Origin of the sequence: Microcoleus pseudofavosus SVA1_A4, from assembly GCF_036700565.1 — a bacterium.
GTDB lineage: Bacteria > Cyanobacteriota > Cyanobacteriia > Cyanobacteriales > Microcoleaceae > Microcoleus.
The window spans coordinates 1-14,318 of record NZ_JAUBPE010000117.1; the positions used below are offsets into that span (position 1 = coordinate 1).

Sequence of the window (14,318 nt, forward strand, 5' to 3'; positions counted from 1 at the left end):
ACCGGTCAGCCAATGACTTACACGGTCTGGCGAAAAATTGAGCCGCCTGCGCCAGTACCCGAATTGGCGATCGAGGACACTAAGTCTGACATTACACCCGCACCCGACGCCGTGTAGTTATGGGATGGCAACCGCTCGGGGACATAACGCCCGAATTTGAATTTTGGCAGAAGTTTCCGGGCGAAGCTGGCATCGCTGAATGCTTCCGAATTCGCTACCAGAGTGCTGGAAATGTTGAAAATATTTTTTCAACACTTTGGTTGCGGCGAGTCTGGACAACTGGTTTTTTTCAGGAAAAAGAAGTTGAATTAAGTCGAAAACTTTATCCTCAAGTACCTGCGGTAGTGCTGTATTTGCCGATTCCACCTTTGTTTAACTCGGCAGGATTAATCTTAGAGCCTGTGGGGTATGAAATAAAAAAGAATTATTACCGCAAAGGTGCCACTGAACCTTCTTGGTTTGTATCTTTGGATTTTTGGGATAACGCAGATTGATGTACAATTAAAGCAGTTTTAGTCTACAACTGACTCCGATTAGTGTATGATTAAAGCAGCTCTTTCTCTGCGGTTAAACCACTACTGACCAGGGATTGGTGGAAGAGAATCTTACCTCGCGTAAATGGTGCAAGCGGCAGGCATCGAGTAAGAAAAAGCCGAAAGGCAGCCGTTAAAATTTGACAATCAAAGATTGATTTATTCTTACGGCACTATCCGCCATAAATAGCCATCAATTGGACAAATTTAATTAATAATATCGGTAACTCAACAACATCCGCCGTGATATGACACCTGTAATGATTTGACTACCAAAGGTTTACTTGAAATTATCGACTGGATAGTTAGCGCAGGGCTATTGCAATTATATGAAAATTGACTGGAACTTTATCGCACTGTTGACGGGTATAGTGCTTGGCATTTTTGGAATCTGTAGCTATTTGTGGAAAATAAATTCTTTTATTGGCTCCAAATCTAAAAGTGTGGATACTAGGATACACGCCCTCTATGATATTCTTAAAGTTCAGTCGGCTCGCCTAAGTGATATTGCCGAACATTTAAGCCTTCCCAATGAAGAACGAGGCAATTTTCACAAACGAAAATCTTTAGAAAAATTAGAAAATTTGGCTTTCAAGGAATACGAAGACGAACACACGGGATTCAACTGACAAACAAATAATTTTGCACTTTAACTTTTATCATGAAACCTGACAATATTTACGCTGCGGCCGAAATTATCAGATCGCTAACACCATACGCCTTTGGAATCGGCGCGGTGACTGTTATCTTATGCGCGATATTTAATAGCGAGAGGTTGCCAGGCGATCGTTTTGCCTACACCATAGGTGCAGCCAGTGTATTTTTGGGCTCTGCCGCTGGCGGATTTAGCCCGCAAAGTAGGCAGTCACCGCAAACCCGGGTAGGGCACGCAGATCAAATTGACATTGACCAAAGTAAATAATCGATTACCATAATGAATCACCAATTACTTTTTACTATGCAATTAAAAGCAGCTACAGAACTGCTTTTTGGAAGCTTAGAATTAACTTATCCAGAAGGAACTAAGATCGATTACTTGGCTACCTCTGGGTGCATCCAGTGGCAGCAACCGGAAGATCAGTCAGCGATCGCCCGCGGGCCGATCCCGGCAGGGCAATATCAAATTCCGACAACGCCTTACTGGTTGGATACGCGCGGTGTGGAGGGTTGGTTTTTCCATATCACGCCCGATCCGGTAATTATTGAAGGTGTGACACGGGGCGAATTTGGGATACACTTTGATGCCAATGCCCCAGGCTCAGCCGGATGTATAGCTTTGCAAAGGATATCGGGCTGGAAAAGGTTTTGCGAACGTATGGAGGCGATCGCGAAATGCGGGGTCAACAGTATACCGCTAGAAGTTCGCTATTGACCAGCCAACGGCAAAATCAGCATTTATCTGTTTAAAGCTTATTTAAAATGATTCATAACCTGAGATAATATTGGCGTTATTCAAAATATCACGTCATGAATCATTTTAAATGTCCTTCTCGTATTTCCTGGTTGCGTGCCCTATTATTAATTTTTAGCCGCGTTGTAGTAGTGTTATTACTGGCTAAATTTTTACAATCTTTGCCCCGCAGTCCTCTCCGCACGATTGTAAGTATCGGTGGGTGGGTTAGTTTTTCGGTATTGATGGGGGGCTTGGAATCATTTTATTTTTGTATTCAAAAAAGAAACAAAATTTTGGCAGGTTCAGACCAAATCTATTACAGAAGCTGTTGATGCGTTGAAAATATCTTTCTTGTCGGATTTGATCGCAATAGGGTTGGGGTTATTTTTATTTTTTATTTTAGGCGCTGCTCTAAAATTAAACGAGAAAGATGCGGAAACATTTTCAGGACTGATTGTTTTAGTAATACTTCCAATCTGGTTTTTCTTGATACCATTACTTTATGAAAAGGCTTTAATTAAGCGAAATTTGAGGACTAAGCCAAAGGTTAAGACCAAGACTAAGGCTAACTCGCGACATTAATGCAAGTTTAATGCAAATGCGAAGTAAAATTTTATAACCCTTGCCTGTAAAGATTTCTAGATAAAAGGCAGAGGTCTGCAAAACCTCTGTTCTCAAAACTCAGGAACCGAAACTTTATTAATTATTCCCGCATAATTGCGGAAAATAATTTCTGCTGAATTGCCGCACCATAAAGCAATTTGAATTGGACTGATACCCGCCTCTAAGCAAGCAGAAATCATTGTATGCCGAGTATTGTACTGCGGCCTATAAGAATCAATTTGTCCGTCCGCCGCAAGTTGCCGGACAATGCCCAATATTGCACCCTTCCCGTACCAAGCGGTGCGCAAATCTTGGTGGGTAATTGGCGAGCCATCGGGCCGTAAAAACACCGACGCAGTAGCCACAGGCTTAGAAGATTTGATCGACAGCAGCAAGTCTTGCAGTTGCTTGTTGCAGGGAAAATCTCGCTGCGGCGACTGCTTGGTTCCCTGCCTTCGCTGAGCGCCGCCTTTACCCAAAATTATTACCTCCTCAAAACTGATCGAGCTGCAATCAGTTTTGATATTTTTCCAGCGCAGTCCGATCGCCTCGGATGTACGGCAGCCAGTTAAAAAGAAAAACTTAACGAGCGGAAGTAAATAATTGAACTTCTCGGATTTTTCAAAAGCATCAAGGATTGCCAGTTTTTCGTCACTGGAAAAGGGATGAATTTTGGGCTTAGATTTTTTGGCTTTAATCTTACTTTTCCCTAAAAAAGGGTTAGTTTTTATTAACTCTCTTTCTGCGGCCCAATTGCAAGCCGTGTTAAGCTGCATTAAAATCCGCCTGCAAGCGTCTAAACTCTTATTAGCTATCATCCAATCCTTCAGATCCATAGCTTGGTCAGGGAATTGATACGGACAACCGTTTAAGTGATTGAGGGTGTTGATATAAGTCCCTTTCCAAGTTGTGGCGGACTTATCTTTTTTGGTATCGATATATTTTTGATAAATTTCAACAAAGGTGATTCTATTTTTTTGTTCTTCAATTTCAGGTTTTAGGATTTCGTAAGCGATAGATTGATATTTTTTTAAAGTCGGATCGAAATACCCAGACAATATATCTAGCTCAATTTGCTTGGCTTTGATTTCCGCTGCTTTGCGATTTTGTAAATTGTCGGTCAGCCCTAAAGATAAATACACCTGCTTTTTGTCGATCCAAAGGCCTCGCGGCAATCTCAATCGAAGATTGCCGCGCACGGAACTAACTGTAACCGAACCCTTGGAACTTTTCACCAATCAACCCTCACCAAATTTTTTTTGCAATTCTCCGAGACGGACTTTACCCTCGGTAAATTTCCTGCCTTTCATATTGAGGATATTTTCAATAATCCAGGTAGGGCTTTTCCCCGATGCTTCCGCCGCGCTTACCTTCCACCAAAGAGCTAAATCGCTAGTATCAGCTTCGGAAGTGGAAGCGGGGGCAGTTTTCTCTAAGTCGCTACCGTATATAGCTTCCAGCGCTTGCCGGGAAGCTTCCACGTCAACGCCAGGGGAAGTCAGAATAAGTTCGGCTTCCTGCTGTCTTTGTTGCTGCGAAATATAGACTGATGTACTAATTTCATCTTCTACATCAGCCTTAATTGCTCTCAGCTTTAATTCCTCAATCTCTCTCTCTGCCGCCAGCTTGCGAGCGATATTTCCGGCGGAAATAGCACAAGCAATTGCAGTACACAAACTCACCCCTTGCAGGGCTTTGTGAATATCTAGCTTTTTGTCTAGCACTGTTAGTGGAGTCACCCACAATACCACCGCAGAAGCGCTCAACACAAACAATTTTAGCTGCATAAAAACACCCCCAAGCCAATTAGCAGCATCGCCAATTCGCCGACTAAAATTGCCTGTAAGTCAGTCACTGAAGTCTTAAGCAATTTACTCAGGGAGTAATCAAGCAACCAGCTCAACCCCCAAACAATTGCAATCGCTGCCAACAGGAATAAAACGGCTCTCGTTGCCATCGGATGCAAACTCGCTATCCATCCCAGAAGGGAGGAAGCGATGCACCCGGCGACAAAATAATTTGCCAAGTACATCGCTCGCATCATCGCATCGCCTCCTTGAGAAGCTCTAATTTGGCTACAGCTTCATCAATTGCGACTTTGGCGGCGTTATGGGCTGCAATCTGAGTGGGAGTTGCTTTTTCCCACACTTGCCAGTAGTGATTCAAGAAATTACTCAGTCGAGCGCTGAGCTGCCTTAAATCCTGCTGAGCGATGGAAATTTCCTCTTCGGTGGTGTTCATCAGTTTGCCCCCGCCGTGAGCCGGACTTTAATCGCATCAATCCGAGTACGGGCATCGCTTTCAGCTTTATCGATACCCGTGCCGAGCTTTGCGTATCCCGGTCGGAGTCCGTGCAGCTTTTTCGCGAGTCCAGCGTTAGAGCGCACTTTTTTAAGCTCTTCACCAGCAACCACACCCTCATATTTGCGGTGAGATTTGTGTACGACGGCATCGGCTACTTCGATTGCTCCGAGAGCTTTGTAGGCTTTCTTGGCGTGTTTCGCACCCTCGGTCTTTTCCTTTGCTAATTCCTTGAGCCTGCCGGCTTCCTCTTTTTCAAAATACCTCGGAGCCGGAACAACGGGTGCGGTGCGGATTGACCCGAAGTTGCCGGGATTCATCGGGGTAATTACCCCCGCGTCGGTAGCTGCCAGCACTTTTGATTTATCAATGCTGTGGTTGCCGTCGTTAGTGCTGGCAAGTTTGCCAGTAGCGTCCCGACCGCCGCCGAATAGTCGCAGTTGTAGGCTCATTATTTTGCTCCGATTTGAATGGTGATTTTGATTGGAAAAACTTTACTGCGTAAAGGTTGCAGCAAAAAACTCAGGGCGATCGCGCTAACCAGAATGGCGATCGCCAATTTGCAATTAATTCGGGCGCGGTCAGGCTGTGCAGGTCGCTCCGGCAGCGGCGCCAGTTCGCCGGCTGATTGGAGCAGTTTCTGCCAGGTCGCCCGCTGCCTCCTGTCGCCGTAAAGCGAGGCGTAAGGAGTCAGGCCCAAATTCGTAGCTTGTGCTTTAAGTGCGGCGATGCTGTTGCGATCGGTCATAATAAGGTTGGCTCCGATTTGAATGTGCCGTGCCGGTCGGCGTCTGGGAACGCCGGCCGGCAATAAATTACTGATTTCCTGAAATCTTCAAAGCTCGGAGGTGAGCTAGGGCATTTTCCTTAGCCGCCTCTTCAGCGGAGAAGATTGCCAAGGCTTGCTCTATTCCCCGGCTCTCTGCCGCCAGCAATTCGGCATCGTTCAGAGCTTCGTTTCGCTGCTGGGCCGTTTGATTGCAGCGGGTGATTTCGGCGAGCTTGCTCCGCATCCGATCGGCATTTAACCGAGAATTGGCAGCGGTAGCCTGCCGCAAATTAGCAATCTTGGTTTCCAAGGTTGCAATATGATCGACCACAGCCAAACTGGACGGTTGGCTCGAAATCGCGGGATTAACAGCAAGTTCCAGCAGTTGCTGCAACCGCACTTCATCACCGGATTTATGAGCTTTGATAAGCTCAATTGCCAATCTCGAATAACGAGTATTCTTGGCATCGCCCCGCCGGATCGAATCGACCCGGCAGCCACGAACCCCCAACAAGTGGGAGATGGCGCGCTGAAAACTAGACTTGGTAAGGTCGGCGAGCTTGTATGCTGTCATCGCGCCTATCCATTCATCCCGAATCGATTCGCGAATCGATTCGGTTTCGACCCGGTTCGATTCGACAATTTCAACCTCTAAAGCTTCTTGCATTAAAATTCATCCTTTGTTTCGTGGGCGTCTATTGTGTCGCCAAAGACTTCGTAAATCAGTCTCTGAGCTATCTCGAATTGAGCGTCGTCCAGTGCGATTAAGTGCATGCGGTGCATTCGACATCCGTTCTTTCGATCTCGCCTGTATTGAGAGGAAAGGGTTTTCCATAAGGTTTTTGTGAATCGAACAGAAGTCCCTACCCAATTCCACCCCGAACCTGCATACCGACAGATTCGATACTCGCCATCAGAGCAAAGCAAAAGTTGAGGGTCGCTGGCGATCGCGTTAAGTACCAGTCGAAAAGTTTCGTCAAATTGCGAATGTTCAGAGATGTCTCTGGGTGAAAACAAGCCCCATTCTGCATCAAGTAATTCTTGCTTAAAATCGGAACAATCCATTCCCCAAGAATCCCTCATAAATGGGAAGCCTTTGTGATAAAAGCACAGGTATTTGTACTTTCGATCGATATCCCATCCCGCGAGCATTTCTTCAGTTTTGTCAACCATCACACCCACCCCGAAATTCGTGTCCGTCCTGCCGCGCCGCCTCTTGAGCCACTTCATCCAAAGCTTGGATTGCATCACCAATAGTTAGGCCGCTCATTGTGTAGTAGCTGTCATCTTCGATTACTTCCTCAAACACTGGAAATTCTTTGATGGCAGCCAGAGTCTGAGATATAACGATCAGTAAAGCTTGAATGTCTTTAGTTGTCATCATTCCTCCTTTAGTAGCTATTGAGTTTGTCGGCCACTTGCTGAATTTCATCCTCGGTCAGGGAGCCTCGATAGCTCCCTGGAGGCGTAAATTCAACAAACTTAAATTTAGCCATCGTATCTAAAATCAAGATGTGGCGCTTTCTATTGGCAATCAAAGCTTGCGCCTTTTTGACGGCTTGAGAGCAGTTGTAGGTTTTGATTTTTGGTGATTTGGCATTAGTTTTCAGGTAAGCGTTTACGGTGGCTAACACTTGTTCGACTTGGTGGACGAGATGTCCCATATCGCCGTCATCCACAATGAAAGAGTCGTCGGCGAGCATTTGGGCGAAAGTTTCGGAGCCGTCTATTTCGGACAGATAGTCCAAAACTTTTTTAAGTTGAACGTGGATTTCTTGGGGAGTCATAAGCTTACAACGACGATATTTGAGAGGTGTTCAGAAATGACTTGAGAGTAGGTAACAGCTAAGCTGCCCCTTACCCGATCGCGCTTGTAAACCCCTCCCTTATCAAGAATGAAAAATGGAGGGTCGCCGCAGATGCAGGCTTGAGAAATTTCTAAGCTGTCAGCCATTAACGTGATAACTAGCCCGCTACCAACAGCAATACCAGACAAGTGTTTTGAGGTGATTTCGGAGTAACCGGCGTCACAAGAGCGGTGCCAGAATTTTTTAAGGAGCTTACCTTTGCGGTCAATCAAAAACGGCGGTAGATGGTTTACGCGCTCTTCAGAAAAACCGCCATCTTCCAGGATCGAAATAGTGTAAACAGGCTTTTCCTCTGGCTCCAAAACTTCAATAATTTGCGGTTTAGGTTCGCCGTCAGGACATAAAGTATTTTGGAACGGTTCGTGCACAAAGCCGCAATCAGGGCATTCGGTGTCGGCAATTTGCTCGGTCGCCTCCGAGACATCCGCCGCCTCGCGAGCGCTCAACAAAATTGTCGAGATCCAATCGGCGAGGGAAACTTTGGAATTTCGCTTGGGAGCGGCGAGGTCTACAGCGAATTTGCTGAGAAGAAAATCAGCGATTTCTTTGAGTTCGTAGATGGGCGATCTGAGTCTTAAGTATTGAGAATCAGTGAGTGAATTTAGCTCAGATTCGTTCACACAGAAGAGCGAAACAAATTTATCTAAGACATCAGAAACAGTATCGCCACTCGAAATGGTAATTTGCATGGTATTTGCAATGATTTGATGATTTAAGCTCGTCTTTCTAGGCTGCCATTCATTTGCTGGCTGTGTTAGAAATCTTCTTCCTCAATCTCGCGAACTGCAGAATAAAAAAGGGGTTCTGCGAGACTGAGTTTGTAGCAAACTTTTCTTGTCTCCAACTCGTTCAGCCAAGGATTAAAGTATGGATGAAGTTTGCAATAAAAACGGACTAAACCTTTCCGAGTAATATCTCCATATTTGTAATGATCGATTAATTCTGTCAAAGTCAATTCGTAAGATCCTGCCTCGTGGTTGTTCGGGGCAATAATCATTGCTTTTCACCTCATTAGATATTAGATTCAGCTTCCTGAAAGCGTCGTACCTAATTTTTTCGGTACAACTCCTGAAATTTTGAATTCGGTCTTTTGGCGCGGGTTTGCGCTTTTTCCTGTCTATAGGTATCTGAATTAATCAATTCTAAATACCGTCGGGCAAGGACTTCGCCATTTTTGTAATCTCGAAGAAAGTAGGCTACTTGTCGATCGACTCCTGATTTCATAAGTTAGTTAGTAGTTTTGAAGCCCGGAGGGGCGGGCTGTCATTCAAGAGATTTTAAAAACACTTATTCAAGTGTCTTTTTGTAGTCATCTATCAAGGTTTGAACGTATTGCGATGCTGATTGGGTAGACGCAACTACTGCTTCGTCCCATGCCATTATTTGCACTTGGTGAAGCTCTGGAAAATCAGCCCAATTAGTAAAAAGAGTTTCTGGTGTGTAACTTCCGGCTGGAAACGTGTCGGCGCACAGAGGCAGCCAAGTGCAGTAACTTTCATTGAGTCTTTTGAAGCTTCCGACATCTTCTGCTTCTCCATTCAGTCCAGGGATACGAAGTAAGGCGACCCTCCCTTCGTCGTCTTTTCCGAAATATTTATCTTTGTGCTTGCCGATCGTTATTACCATCAATTGCTTCCTTCAGTAAATTGCTATCACTGATTTTAAGCCTTGGAAGCGCCGCCCTAGCAGGTCTTTGATATATCCGAGGCTGCTGTCTCTCGGTGGTTTGGGTGCGCTTCGATCGGCTTAGCAACTACTATATCACAAATTACCGGAATAGCGGTAGCGTTAGTCCGGTAATTTAGTTTGACTTAGTTTGACAACGCATCGTCAATACTAGACTCAGCTTGTTGTCTCATAAGGTGTATGTTCCGAAAAGCAATAATCACCTCGTCAGCCGTACACTGATAGACTTCTACAATTTTAGGCAACATCAAAACATTAGGCATTGAGACACCGCGCTCCCACTCGCTGACAGTCTGTGGTCTTACACCCAAAAGCGCAGAAGCTTGTCTCTGAGTCATTTTTAGCCTTTTTCGTATTTGCACAGGAGTAAGTTGATTTATTTCGTCTTTATGTGTCATATTATAAACAATTACCGGAGAAGCGGTAGCGCTATTCCGGCAAGACCTCAGTAACAACTAGCAGCGGGAATGAATTCGACCCCAATCCCGCCGCTTACCCTTCATTCTCTCAACGATCGGCCGCGCGGCAATCCTGAGAGTTACACCGCCAACTCCCACCGTGTCAGACGCCCATGACAAAGCTCTTGCCAGTAATTATCTGGGTGGTATGCGGAAGCGGATTCTACCACGAAAACCCCAACGCGCCATCGCCGGGAAGCGATCGGCGCGATGAACAAGTAACGGAGGCAATCACCATGAAGTAGGAAAACGGCTAGGCCACACCTGAATCAATAACAGTCATGTAGCAATGCGGCGCGCGTCACCGCCCGCCGCTCTTTACTCCTACCCACAACCGATGACTGAAACCGATGACTGAAACCGATGACTGAAACCGATGCCTTAACTGTTTTGCGATCGGCGGCCGCCCAATTCGAGCAACCTCAAAAATTAACTCTTGCGGCTTTTCTAATTTCAGAATGCAATCCGAACTTTGGATTAAAAGTAGAGCAAGAGGTCGCTCTGGAAAAAGCTTTTGCAGCCTCAGAGCAGTTTTCTGTGGCCGAAAAACTATCCTTTGCGATCGAACTCCTTCGCTTCTGCCAGGACGAAGAGGAAGACGAGGGAGACGGACTCCCCGATCCGAGCGACTACGAGGAAGATGACGACGCTATTTATCAATTCTCTTTGGCTGCTTCCACAGCCGAGAAAATTGCTAACGGTGAATTTGAGGAGGATTAATGACCGAAACTTCACCCACCGCAACCCCAGACAGCACCGATCGGGAAGAACTGACAGAGGGCTACTATTTCTGCCCTCACTGCAACCGCAAAACAATGCACGAGTTGCACTCGCAAGCACACATCTACTACGAAAGCGCGTCGGACGAGGAGATTGCCGAATTAGAAAAAGACTGCATCTTGACCTGCATCAGTTGCGCCGATCGCGAAGAAGCGTCTCGCCGAGAGGAGGTATACGGCGAAGAAGACACCGATCCTTACGGCTACGCAACTCCAGCCCTAGACGAAGACGAAGAAGACGACAGCGGACTCTCCGGCGAATTTGAGGAAGATGACGATTACTTCGACCCCCCCCTATTACGGTGACGAGTACGATCACCTCCACAACAGCGTAGAACCCTCTATCAGCCCTTTCGAGGCTTAGCAATCATGAAAATCATCCACGCAGACGGCAGTATCGAGGACAGACCGGACAACTACCGCCACCAGTGGAGTCCCGCCGACATCTTGGCGATCGAGATTCCCCCAGAAAATCGCCCGCTGGTAGGTAGCTCGCATCACAAACTCAAGCGCAAGTCTCCAGAAGAACTCAGAGCCGAGAACCAGAAAAGAATGGCGATCGTTCGGCAGGCAAAGGCAGAAAAACGCAAACCCAAAACCACTACCAACCCATGACAGTACCAATTCTCGGCGGCTACGACCCCCGCAACCTCCCCGATTTTAACGACGGCGACTTAGGCGAACAAATGGAAGAAATCGCCAAAGCCGACGGTAACGTTCGCCAGCAAATCGCCATGCTGATTCACGGATGCAACTGGCACGAAAAGATGGCGCTGGCAACTAACGCCGTAGTGGCGATCGACGACTCTCACACTCAGCTCTGCGTAATCCAGCCCAAGCACGAGCGGTACAGCGAAAGCTTGGCGGCGGCGATTCAATTGCTGCGGCACCTCTCCCCCGGTGCCAAGGCCGAACTCGCGGTGGATATCCTCTCAGATGACTGGGAACCGGGGGCGACAGAATGAAAATTACCAAAATTGGGTACGGGTACGCCAAGAACGAGGGCAACTACGAAAACAGCAAGATTTACCTCGAAGCCGAAATCGAAGGATGGGAAGACGCATCTCAATCCCTAAACATTCTCCGCTCTCAGGTAGCGGAAGAGTTGAAGCTTCCAGAGCGCTTGCACGACCTTAGAAATAAAGTCGATTATCAAGAAAGAACCCTGAGAAATCTCAGCATTCAAGTCCTAAAAGAAAAAGAAAATCTCGAACGCGCTCAGAGAGCTTGGGAAAACTTTTCAGAATTTCTAACCGCTCACGGAGTCAACCCGGAAACTCTGACAATTGAAGATTTCTCAGCGATGAGGCAACTGCACACCGGCACTCCCGGGCAAAAAAATACAATCGTTTACCCATCAAAGGATACAGCAAATGACAGTGATGACAGTGATGAATCGGGATTTTATTACGAACCTTATAGCAACAGCAACGACAGCGACAACCACGAAGATCGTGAAGAAAACCCCGACTGCGACCGGATACCCTTTTGAGCACAAAAAAGGCGGCCCCACCGCTGAAGCCAACCTCGCAAAAACAATTTATTAATAACATGAATATAGCATTAAAACTCCCCAACCCGCAACAGCACGAGCGTGTTTTCTTAGACGATTTGATCGAGCGCTACGAACTCAGATTAATCAGTGCCGCTGACTACATTTTAAGTCTGACGGCTATTTACCGACCCAAAGGGCAAAAGCTCAACATCCCTTCAGCTCGAGCTTTCTACGAACAATTCAACATAGCAAAGTCTACTTTTTACCGGGCTCTCAAAAAACTCGAAAGTTTACCACTAGGATTCCACTGGGAACCCACGGGCGGCATCTCCCTGTGGCGCGAAGATGCCGAAGAAGCTGTCGTTGCTCTCGCTCCAGAACAAAAAGAGCCGATATATACTCAACTCAAACAACTCCCTAAAGCGCTGCGAAATGAATTTGAGATTTTTGTCAAATCTCAATGGCAAAAAATCAAGGGAGAGCCAATCAGAAGCTTTCACCGCTTCGTTGAAAAGTCGGCAGATTTCCAAAATTGGTGGGCAAAATTCCAACAGTATACAGCGACAGCGACAGCGACAGCGACAGCGACAGCGACAGCGACAGCGACAGAAACCAAACGCACCTTTTCCTCCATCCCTGAAGAATTCAAAAGATCGCTCGGCAAAAAACCCACTTAAAAATTAACTAAAAAATGAATAATACATCACACATGGTGTTAGCAAGTGTGGAAGCCGAAGAAGCAATCCTCGGCGGGATTCTTATCGACCCTGAAGCTATTTCTAGGGTTGCCGACTTGCTAAAACCTGAGTATTTTGCAATCAGCGCACACCAACGCATTTTCTCAGCGACTATGACCTTGCTCGCTCAAGGTCACTCTGCCGATTTGATGACCGTGACAAACTGGCTGCAAGATCACGGACAGTTAGAAGGTATTGGCGGATTAACCAAACTCGCTCAATTAGTCGATCGAACAGTTTCCGCAGTCAACATCGATCAATATGCGGGCTTAGTTGAGGAAAAATATCGCCGCCGCAAACTCAGGGAGGCCGGTATCAATATCGCTGAATCGGCGAACCAAACAGCGCGCGACTTAGAAGAACTGATTGCCGAAGCAGAAACCGACATCCTCAGCATTAACAGCCATACCAAGTCTCAAGAATTTTCCATGCTCGGGGACTGCCTCAATGTAGCTTGGGCAAGCTTGGAAACTGAAACGCCGCCCGGATATTTTACCGGTTTACACGATCTAGATGAGCTGATCGGGGGCCTGGCGAGAAAGGATCTGATCGTCGTGGCAGCCAGAGCCTCAATGGGGAAAACTTGGTTTGCGATTCACTTGGCGCTGCAAATAGCCAAAAAATATCAGCTCCCTGTGGTTTTTTTTAGTGCGGAAATGAGCAAAGAAAGTCTGACAAAGCGTCTTTTAGCACAGGTTGCGGGCGTTAACTCCCAGAGAGTCATGTGGAATAAAATCTACAAGGAAGAATGGGAGAAACTATCAAAAGCAGTCGGCGATCTCTCGGAACTGCCGATAATAATCGACGACACTCCGGGAACTTCCCTCACCCCAGCATCCATGAGAAGCGTATTGCGGCGCGTCGAGCGCGAGCACGGCAGTCCCGGACTGGTTATTCTGGACTATTTGCAACTGCTAGGCGAACGAAATGCCGGTAACCGAGCCCAGGATGTAGGGGCGATCGCCGGCCATTGCAAGGCGATCGCCAAAGACTTCGACGTGCCGTTCGTGGCGCTAGCCCAAATCAACCGTGGCGTAGAAGCCCGCAACGACAAGCGCCCTTTGATGAGCGATCTCAAAGATTCCGGCGACATCGAGCAGGACGCAGACCTCGCAATTTGCCTTTACCGCGACGACTACTACAATCCAGAATCCACGGAAAAAGACAAAATCGAGCTCATAGTGAGGAAACAAAGAAACGGGTCGCTCGGAACCGCGAAATGTTGGTTCAACCCGGAGAAAGGAACCTTTCGCAACATCTCGAAATAAATCCTAATCAATTTAACTCTTAGCCGCTTATCAAGGCGGTTTTTTTGTTGGCTAAGAATTTTAAGTGTCAAAAGTTCCATCACTTCAAACTTAAAAAAAAATCTCTCAGGAGACTGTTAAATATTTGAAGAATAGATGTAAGAGCGTAAAACCCTTGCCAGTAATACATTTCAGCCTGCGGAAGTCCCGGTAGTGAGACTGGAAGTCCCGGTAGTGAGACTGGAAGTCCCGGTAGTGAGACAATCTTGCCATCACAAAATAGACAGCGGTGATTTGCGATCGATCGCGGCTTATTCCCCCCTAAAAAAGGGCGTTTGAGGCACTTTTGAGGTGCAGTTGAGGTGCGGCCTGCGCGCCTTGAGTTTCGGTAGCGTCTGAAACTCAAAGCCGATGGTGGGATTTGAACCCACGACCGTTCGATTACGAAT

25 protein-coding genes are annotated in these 14,318 nt (G+C 46.7%); 11 read left to right on the plus strand and 14 right to left on the minus strand.

Going from position 1 to position 14,318, the window contains the following annotated elements:
- The first annotated feature begins 119 nt into the window (after positions 1-119).
- From QUA02_RS31070 to QUA02_RS31080, 3 genes are all read left to right on the plus strand, one after another.
- Positions 120-494 (plus strand): hypothetical protein, encoded by a 375-nt coding sequence (locus tag QUA02_RS31070; protein ID WP_333033483.1) that lies wholly within the window; start codon positions 120-122, stop codon positions 492-494.
- A 482-nt stretch (positions 495-976) separates the two neighbouring features.
- Positions 977-1,162, plus strand: coding sequence for a hypothetical protein (locus QUA02_RS31075; RefSeq protein ID WP_333033484.1), 186 nt, complete (start codon positions 977-979; stop codon positions 1,160-1,162).
- A 329-nt stretch (positions 1,163-1,491) separates the two neighbouring features.
- Positions 1,492-1,905 carry a tlde1 domain-containing protein gene (locus QUA02_RS31080; protein ID WP_333033486.1) on the plus strand — a complete coding sequence of 138 codons (414 nt, stop codon included), beginning with the start codon at positions 1,492-1,494 and terminating at the stop codon, positions 1,903-1,905.
- A gap of 695 nt (positions 1,906-2,600) precedes the next feature.
- Here the strand turns inward: QUA02_RS31080 and QUA02_RS31085 are convergent.
- The 14 genes from QUA02_RS31085 to QUA02_RS31150 all read right to left on the minus strand — a co-directional run bounded on the left by QUA02_RS31085 (position 2,601) and on the right by QUA02_RS31150 (position 9,551).
- A complete protein-coding gene (locus QUA02_RS31085) occupies positions 2,601-3,764 on the minus strand; it encodes a tyrosine-type recombinase/integrase (RefSeq protein WP_333033487.1) in 1,164 nt (387 codons plus the stop codon).
- 3 nt (positions 3,765-3,767) lie between these two features.
- The gene (locus QUA02_RS31090; RefSeq protein WP_333033489.1) at positions 3,768-4,316 is read right to left on the minus strand and encodes a hypothetical protein; all 549 of its coding nucleotides are present in this window, start codon (positions 4,314-4,316) and stop codon (positions 3,768-3,770) included.
- On the minus strand, positions 4,307-4,573 hold the full coding sequence (locus tag QUA02_RS31095) for a hypothetical protein (protein ID WP_333033491.1): 267 nt from the start codon (positions 4,571-4,573) through the stop codon (positions 4,307-4,309). Before QUA02_RS31095 ends, QUA02_RS31090 begins: the two co-directional genes overlap by 10 nt.
- Positions 4,570-4,770: a hypothetical protein gene (locus tag QUA02_RS31100; protein ID WP_333033492.1), complete on the minus strand. Its 201-nt coding sequence runs from the start codon at positions 4,768-4,770 to the stop codon at positions 4,570-4,572. Before QUA02_RS31100 ends, QUA02_RS31095 begins: the two co-directional genes overlap by 4 nt.
- Positions 4,770-5,282: a hypothetical protein gene (locus tag QUA02_RS31105; RefSeq protein ID WP_333033494.1), complete on the minus strand. Its 513-nt coding sequence runs from the start codon at positions 5,280-5,282 to the stop codon at positions 4,770-4,772. Before QUA02_RS31105 ends, QUA02_RS31100 begins: the two co-directional genes overlap by 1 nt.
- Positions 5,282-5,578 (minus strand): hypothetical protein, encoded by a 297-nt coding sequence (locus QUA02_RS31110; RefSeq protein ID WP_333033496.1) that lies wholly within the window; start codon positions 5,576-5,578, stop codon positions 5,282-5,284. The genes QUA02_RS31105 and QUA02_RS31110 overlap by 1 nt, the downstream gene beginning before the upstream one ends.
- A 67-nt stretch (positions 5,579-5,645) precedes the next feature.
- Complete coding sequence (locus QUA02_RS31115) at positions 5,646-6,266, minus strand: hypothetical protein (protein WP_333033497.1); 621 nt, start codon at positions 6,264-6,266, stop codon at positions 5,646-5,648.
- Positions 6,266-6,772 carry a hypothetical protein gene (locus QUA02_RS31120; protein ID WP_333033499.1) on the minus strand — a complete coding sequence of 169 codons (507 nt, stop codon included), beginning with the start codon at positions 6,770-6,772 and terminating at the stop codon, positions 6,266-6,268. The genes QUA02_RS31115 and QUA02_RS31120 overlap by 1 nt, the downstream gene beginning before the upstream one ends.
- Positions 6,765-6,983, minus strand: coding sequence for a hypothetical protein (locus QUA02_RS31125; RefSeq protein ID WP_333033501.1), 219 nt, complete (start codon positions 6,981-6,983; stop codon positions 6,765-6,767). The genes QUA02_RS31120 and QUA02_RS31125 overlap by 8 nt, the downstream gene beginning before the upstream one ends.
- Before the next feature lie 7 nt (positions 6,984-6,990).
- Complete coding sequence (locus QUA02_RS31130; protein WP_333033502.1) at positions 6,991-7,386, minus strand: hypothetical protein; 396 nt, start codon at positions 7,384-7,386, stop codon at positions 6,991-6,993.
- Positions 7,383-8,156 carry a hypothetical protein gene (locus QUA02_RS31135; RefSeq protein ID WP_333033503.1) on the minus strand — a complete coding sequence of 258 codons (774 nt, stop codon included), beginning with the start codon at positions 8,154-8,156 and terminating at the stop codon, positions 7,383-7,385. The genes QUA02_RS31130 and QUA02_RS31135 overlap by 4 nt, the downstream gene beginning before the upstream one ends.
- A 65-nt stretch (positions 8,157-8,221) precedes the next feature.
- Positions 8,222-8,464: a hypothetical protein gene (locus tag QUA02_RS31140; protein WP_333033505.1), complete on the minus strand. Its 243-nt coding sequence runs from the start codon at positions 8,462-8,464 to the stop codon at positions 8,222-8,224.
- Positions 8,465-8,754: 290 nt separating this feature from the next.
- Complete coding sequence (locus QUA02_RS31145) at positions 8,755-9,093, minus strand: hypothetical protein (RefSeq protein WP_333033506.1); 339 nt, start codon at positions 9,091-9,093, stop codon at positions 8,755-8,757.
- A 185-nt stretch (positions 9,094-9,278) separates the two neighbouring features.
- A complete protein-coding gene (locus tag QUA02_RS31150; RefSeq protein WP_333033509.1) occupies positions 9,279-9,551 on the minus strand; it encodes a helix-turn-helix domain-containing protein in 273 nt (90 codons plus the stop codon).
- A gap of 173 nt (positions 9,552-9,724) precedes the next feature.
- Here QUA02_RS31150 and QUA02_RS31155 point away from each other — a divergent pair, with 173 nt between their 5' ends.
- The 8 genes from QUA02_RS31155 to dnaB all read left to right on the plus strand — a co-directional run bounded on the left by QUA02_RS31155 (position 9,725) and on the right by dnaB (position 13,890).
- Positions 9,725-9,856 (plus strand): hypothetical protein, encoded by a 132-nt coding sequence (locus tag QUA02_RS31155; RefSeq protein ID WP_333033510.1) that lies wholly within the window; start codon positions 9,725-9,727, stop codon positions 9,854-9,856.
- A gap of 118 nt (positions 9,857-9,974) precedes the next feature.
- Positions 9,975-10,331: a hypothetical protein gene (locus tag QUA02_RS31160; RefSeq protein WP_333033511.1), complete on the plus strand. Its 357-nt coding sequence runs from the start codon at positions 9,975-9,977 to the stop codon at positions 10,329-10,331.
- Positions 10,331-10,696: a hypothetical protein gene (locus QUA02_RS31165; protein WP_333033512.1), complete on the plus strand. Its 366-nt coding sequence runs from the start codon at positions 10,331-10,333 to the stop codon at positions 10,694-10,696. The genes QUA02_RS31160 and QUA02_RS31165 overlap by 1 nt, the downstream gene beginning before the upstream one ends.
- Positions 10,697-10,759: 63 nt before the next feature.
- Complete coding sequence (locus QUA02_RS31170) at positions 10,760-11,005, plus strand: hypothetical protein (RefSeq protein WP_333033514.1); 246 nt, start codon at positions 10,760-10,762, stop codon at positions 11,003-11,005.
- Complete coding sequence (locus QUA02_RS31175) at positions 11,002-11,355, plus strand: hypothetical protein (RefSeq protein ID WP_333033515.1); 354 nt, start codon at positions 11,002-11,004, stop codon at positions 11,353-11,355. Before QUA02_RS31170 ends, QUA02_RS31175 begins: the two co-directional genes overlap by 4 nt.
- Positions 11,352-11,882, plus strand: a complete 531-nt coding sequence (locus QUA02_RS31180; RefSeq protein ID WP_333033516.1) for a hypothetical protein — start codon at positions 11,352-11,354, stop codon at positions 11,880-11,882. The genes QUA02_RS31175 and QUA02_RS31180 overlap by 4 nt, the downstream gene beginning before the upstream one ends.
- 59 nt (positions 11,883-11,941) lie before the next feature.
- Entirely contained in the window at positions 11,942-12,562 is a 621-nt protein-coding gene (locus tag QUA02_RS31185; protein ID WP_333033517.1) for a hypothetical protein, read from the plus strand.
- 14 nt (positions 12,563-12,576) lie between these two features.
- Complete coding sequence (gene dnaB, locus QUA02_RS31190; RefSeq protein ID WP_333033519.1) at positions 12,577-13,890, plus strand: replicative DNA helicase; 1,314 nt, start codon at positions 12,577-12,579, stop codon at positions 13,888-13,890.
- Positions 13,891-14,318: the final 428 nt, after the last annotated feature.

Bases quoted from the DNA above. Each gene is read 5' to 3' on its own strand.
- QUA02_RS31070 (WP_333033483.1), top strand. From the start codon at position 120: ATGGGATGGCAACCGCTCGGGGACATAACGCCCGAATTTGAATTTTGG.
- QUA02_RS31080 (WP_333033486.1), top strand. From the start codon at position 1,492: ATGCAATTAAAAGCAGCTACAGAACTGCTTTTTGGAAGCTTAGAATTA.
- QUA02_RS31090 (WP_333033489.1), bottom strand. From the start codon at position 4,316: ATGCAGCTAAAATTGTTTGTGTTGAGCGCTTCTGCGGTGGTATTGTGG.
- QUA02_RS31095 (WP_333033491.1), bottom strand. From the start codon at position 4,573: ATGATGCGAGCGATGTACTTGGCAAATTATTTTGTCGCCGGGTGCATC.
- QUA02_RS31100 (WP_333033492.1), bottom strand. From the start codon at position 4,770: ATGAACACCACCGAAGAGGAAATTTCCATCGCTCAGCAGGATTTAAGG.
- QUA02_RS31105 (WP_333033494.1), bottom strand. From the start codon at position 5,282: ATGAGCCTACAACTGCGACTATTCGGCGGCGGTCGGGACGCTACTGGC.
- QUA02_RS31110 (WP_333033496.1), bottom strand. From the start codon at position 5,578: ATGACCGATCGCAACAGCATCGCCGCACTTAAAGCACAAGCTACGAAT.
- QUA02_RS31115 (WP_333033497.1), bottom strand. From the start codon at position 6,266: ATGCAAGAAGCTTTAGAGGTTGAAATTGTCGAATCGAACCGGGTCGAA.
- QUA02_RS31120 (WP_333033499.1), bottom strand. From the start codon at position 6,772: ATGGTTGACAAAACTGAAGAAATGCTCGCGGGATGGGATATCGATCGA.
- QUA02_RS31125 (WP_333033501.1), bottom strand. From the start codon at position 6,983: ATGATGACAACTAAAGACATTCAAGCTTTACTGATCGTTATATCTCAG.
- QUA02_RS31130 (WP_333033502.1), bottom strand. From the start codon at position 7,386: ATGACTCCCCAAGAAATCCACGTTCAACTTAAAAAAGTTTTGGACTAT.
- QUA02_RS31135 (WP_333033503.1), bottom strand. From the start codon at position 8,156: ATGCAAATTACCATTTCGAGTGGCGATACTGTTTCTGATGTCTTAGAT.
- QUA02_RS31140 (WP_333033505.1), bottom strand. From the start codon at position 8,464: ATGATTATTGCCCCGAACAACCACGAGGCAGGATCTTACGAATTGACT.
- QUA02_RS31145 (WP_333033506.1), bottom strand. From the start codon at position 9,093: ATGGTAATAACGATCGGCAAGCACAAAGATAAATATTTCGGAAAAGAC.
- QUA02_RS31150 (WP_333033509.1), bottom strand. From the start codon at position 9,551: ATGACACATAAAGACGAAATAAATCAACTTACTCCTGTGCAAATACGA.
- QUA02_RS31155 (WP_333033510.1), top strand. From the start codon at position 9,725: ATGACAAAGCTCTTGCCAGTAATTATCTGGGTGGTATGCGGAAGCGGA.
- QUA02_RS31160 (WP_333033511.1), top strand. From the start codon at position 9,975: ATGACTGAAACCGATGCCTTAACTGTTTTGCGATCGGCGGCCGCCCAA.
- QUA02_RS31165 (WP_333033512.1), top strand. From the start codon at position 10,331: ATGACCGAAACTTCACCCACCGCAACCCCAGACAGCACCGATCGGGAA.
- QUA02_RS31170 (WP_333033514.1), top strand. From the start codon at position 10,760: ATGAAAATCATCCACGCAGACGGCAGTATCGAGGACAGACCGGACAAC.
- QUA02_RS31175 (WP_333033515.1), top strand. From the start codon at position 11,002: ATGACAGTACCAATTCTCGGCGGCTACGACCCCCGCAACCTCCCCGAT.
- QUA02_RS31180 (WP_333033516.1), top strand. From the start codon at position 11,352: ATGAAAATTACCAAAATTGGGTACGGGTACGCCAAGAACGAGGGCAAC.
- QUA02_RS31185 (WP_333033517.1), top strand. From the start codon at position 11,942: ATGAATATAGCATTAAAACTCCCCAACCCGCAACAGCACGAGCGTGTT.
- dnaB (WP_333033519.1), top strand. From the start codon at position 12,577: ATGAATAATACATCACACATGGTGTTAGCAAGTGTGGAAGCCGAAGAA.